Raw genomic sequence first — 3,872 nt, 5'->3', positions numbered from 1 at the left:
ATGAAAACTTGTGTTTCCAGAGAATAAAGTTTCATCTAAGGATTGCTATTTTTTAGCTAATTAGCAACAGCACGCATTTCAAACACTGATTTTAGCGTATAATTTGACTATCTTTGCACTTAGCCTTTACCCCTCTTAAAAGCAGTCATGGTAAGGGTTTCCTTGTTTTCGGAGATGTCTAATGTGATCTTCAAGGTGTTGATTTGAGAATAGATGTGTTGGTAACTTCTGGGTAAATACAGTTCCGCTTATTAATTATTGTAGTTTAGGCAGAAGGCAAGAGTAAGCTCAAATACGCTGTGTCAGGTTGAGTTACTAGTGGTATGTAGTTGATGAGAAATTTTCCTATAAACAACATCTCGACCAAATAAAACATAAACTCTATTATTACTGATAATGACTGATTAAACTATTATCTCTCTTATTGTGGTTGACGCTCTAGATTAGCTTCCATTGTACTGGTTAAAAAATGACCGGATAAGATACCACTGGTGAGGAAGTAGTTATCATTAGAAACTCGATGAAGGGTTTCAAAGCCGCTACGACGCTGACGATCGCCTAATACCCAGTAACGCTGGACAATGGTATCTGGACAAATCCAGCCTTCTCCTTCTACTTGACCTAAGAGATTGTGTTGGAGTAGAAAAGTGTACTGTCGATCGCCTTCATGGAGTCGGCCTTTATACTGAAATGATATTTCTGAGCGATCGCTACCAGGAAAAATCAGTTTAGTAGCCATAGAAAACCAGTTATCTCGACTCCAAACTACCAAAGTCAGACCTTTGAAGGTGATGGGTAGACAATTACGTTCTAGCCAACTTCCTTGCATAGTCCAACGTCCTGGTTCTAATAAAAAAGTGTGAGTCACCTGTGACATTCCCTTGTATTGATTCAGCACCTTAAAATTTAGAGATATATATTTAACATATTCTTTACTAGGCGGAATCGGCAAATTTTCCTCAATAAACCTGACTATTCCTGAATTCTGGTTGCCAAATGCTCTTCTCCTAATAAAACCTCATGAGATCCTCCTGTCACAACAGGGAGATTACCGGGAATGCCAATTTTTCTCCAGTAGGCTAACACTGCAAAAGCGATCGCTTCTTTAAATTCAGCGCTTAAACCCATTTCGTCAGTGGTGGATACAGGTATACCATCTAGCAACAATTCTAGTCGCTGCTTTAAGTAAAAATTGCGACTACCTCCACCACATAATAAAACCCGTTGTGGCATTTGTGGTAAAAAAGTTCGATAACTGTGAACAATGGAGGCAGCAGATAGTTCTGTAATTGTGGCTAAAAAGTCTGCGGCACTGAGTTGATACGCTTGGGAATCGGCTAAACAGCGGTGTAAATAAGCCAAACCAAATAACTCTCTGCCAGTAGACTTAGGGGGTGGTAAATGAAAGTATTCCTGACTCAGCCATTTTTCGACTAAGGGATAACAAGGAGTACCAGTAGCAGCCCAATTGCCATTTTCATCGTATTTTTTGGCTCCATTGGTGTAATGTTCTACTGCTAAATCCAGTAAGCTATTGCCTGGGCCTGTATCCCAACCCCGGACTTGAGATAGCCAGTTTTCAGTCCGTGGAGGAAGATAGGTCAGGTTGCCAATACCGCCGATATTTTGAATACAACGGGCTTCCTGGGGGTGACTAAGAAGAAAAGCATCTACTCTAGAAACTAGGGGTGCACCGTGACCACAGACTGCGATATCAGCCACCCGGAAATTACTAATAGTATTAATACCTGTGATATGGGCAATCAAATCACCACGACCGAGTTGCAAACTGTAACCAAGGGGATAAACGTTGGTAATGTTTGCGGTTTCTGCACCTGCTGGTCGATGATAAACGGTTTGGCCATGAGAACCGATTAAGGTAGCTGGTGGATAGCTTTGGATATTTTGGGCAGCTTGGGCAAAAACGAGAGCGATCGCATCATCTAATTCTGCAAGCTCTAACATGGAGATAGATGCACCAGTTACTACTGAAAGAATTTTTTCTCTTAGTTCCACTGGGTAAGGATAGGTTTTCCCTGCGATCAGTTGAACTTGTAGATCCAATTCTGTGCCAGAAATCTCTACTAAGGCAACATCTATGCCATCGACGGAAGTACCACTGATTAAACCAATTACACGAGTCGGAGACATTGACTCAAATACATGTTGTGGAGTGCAAATGGTAGTTTAGTTCATTTTGTCCCAAAACACAAAAACATGAGATATTTCTACTTAGACTCGTAGCATTTTGGATTTTGGTTTTTTGGATTGATAACTTAATTTTTTGTCAAAGAACAATAAATATGAATTTTTTTTCTTTAGCCAAGAAAAATTAAAAATTAAAAACAGAAGAAACCATTTTTAATTCTTAATTTTTAATTAGATTTGTGCATTCCTAATTAAATGCGTCTAACAACTGGTTGACCATCAACAACTTCACCAATCAGCACGATATCAGCACAGTTGACGAAAATGCCATTTTCCAGAACACCAGGAATATTATTGAGTACCTTTTCCAGATTCACAGGGTCATCAATGCTGTCAAATCTCACATCTACTACCATATTGCCTTGGTCGGTAATAACTGGGCCGGCTTTTTTGACACCCATACGTAACTCTGGCTGACCACCCAGTTGTTTAATGGCATTGATCACGGGGGTAATAGCCATGGGGATAACTTCTACAGGTACAGCAAATACAGAACCCAGGCGGTCAACTAATTTGCCACTATCAACAACAACAATAAACTGGTCTGCCAAATAATCTACAACTTTTTCGCGGGTGTGTGCTGCCCCACCACCTTTAATTAAATTTTTGTGGGGGTCTACTTCATCAGCCCCATCAATGGCAATATCAATGTGGTCTACAGCATCTAATGTGGTTAGAGGAACACCATATTCCTTGGCTAACACTTCCGACTGAAACGAGGTAGGAATACCCACAATATCTGTGAGTTCGCCAGATTGGAGACGTTCTCCTAAATACTGAATTGTATAAGCTGTAGTTGACCCCGTACCTAATCCCACAATTGAACCAGATTTTACTAGTGCAGCGGCAGCTTTGCCTACTTCTTGCTTCATCAATTTGACGGGATCTGCTGCTGTCATGCCTAAAACTCCAATTAACTAAATAACAATTCTCTCACAGCGGAATATAATACTAAAAAATGAAAACCTAAAAAATTAAAAATTAAAAACCTCAGCAATACATCAGATTTTATAGCAATGGACAGAGCATATAGGACATTAACTAACACTAAAACTTAGACAGCCAAAGGTTTTTAGCACTCTCACCTGTTAACCGTCACCTGCTATAGGTAAAAAGTGCAGTATATAGATAAAAGATGAAACATTGTAGAGACGTTGTATGTAACGTCTCTACTTGTGTGTGATCAAAATCAAATCTGCCGTGATTTTTAGTGGTTGGGAAACAAACTACTTTGATTTGGCTTCTAAGTTTTCTAGGCGGCTTTTCAGTTCTTGATTTTGTTGTTTGAGTTGGTCGATTTCGTCTCGTAATTGACGCAGGGTTTTTTCTGGGCCAATATTCTCCTCAACGTTGGCAATTTCTTCGACCACATAGCGACGCACACGCCCATCGGAGCTTTGATCAGCCAAAGATTGTAAAATAGCGATCGCTTTAGGTGTGGTCATTTGGCCCAAGGCTGTCAATACGGCTACTTGGGTGAGGAAAAATGATTCCTTGGCTATTTCTGCTAATCGGTCTAAAATTCGCTCTACATTGGCGGTAGTTTGACCAATGGATCCCACCTTCCGCCCCCTAACTGTCACAGAGGGAAATTACGGAGAGAAAACATCTAATTGAGAATAAAAACAGACATATTGAGTGTAAAAAGACATTTGAATAACAGT

At 40.1% G+C, this 3,872-nt stretch carries 3 protein-coding genes and 1 pseudogene; all 4 read right to left on the bottom strand.

Annotation, left to right across the window (positions count from 1 at the left end):
* Nucleotides 1-421: 421 nt before the first annotated feature.
* On the bottom strand, nt 422-868 hold the full coding sequence (locus tag H6G73_RS24060; protein WP_190609050.1) for a hypothetical protein: 447 nt from the start codon (nt 866-868) through the stop codon (nt 422-424).
* Nucleotides 869-972: 104 nt separating this feature from the next.
* Nucleotides 973-2,151 (bottom strand): anhydro-N-acetylmuramic acid kinase, encoded by a 1,179-nt coding sequence (locus H6G73_RS24055; protein ID WP_190609049.1) that lies wholly within the window; start codon nt 2,149-2,151, stop codon nt 973-975.
* Nucleotides 2,152-2,399: 248 nt separating this feature from the next.
* The gene (gene rpiA / locus H6G73_RS24050; protein WP_190609047.1) at nt 2,400-3,107 is read right to left on the bottom strand and encodes a ribose-5-phosphate isomerase RpiA; all 708 of its coding nucleotides are present in this window, start codon (nt 3,105-3,107) and stop codon (nt 2,400-2,402) included.
* A gap of 327 nt (nt 3,108-3,434) precedes the next feature.
* A pseudogene (locus H6G73_RS24045) lies at nt 3,435-3,776 on the bottom strand (HEAT repeat domain-containing protein); the annotation flags it as partial.
* Between the last annotated feature and the right edge of the window lie 96 nt (nt 3,777-3,872).

Origin of the sequence: Richelia sinica FACHB-800 (assembly GCF_014698825.1) — a bacterium.
Taxonomy (GTDB): Bacteria; Cyanobacteriota; Cyanobacteriia; order Cyanobacteriales; family Nostocaceae; genus FACHB-800.
Note: the sequence above shows the minus strand (reverse complement) of the source record. Positions and strands in the feature narration are given on the sequence as shown.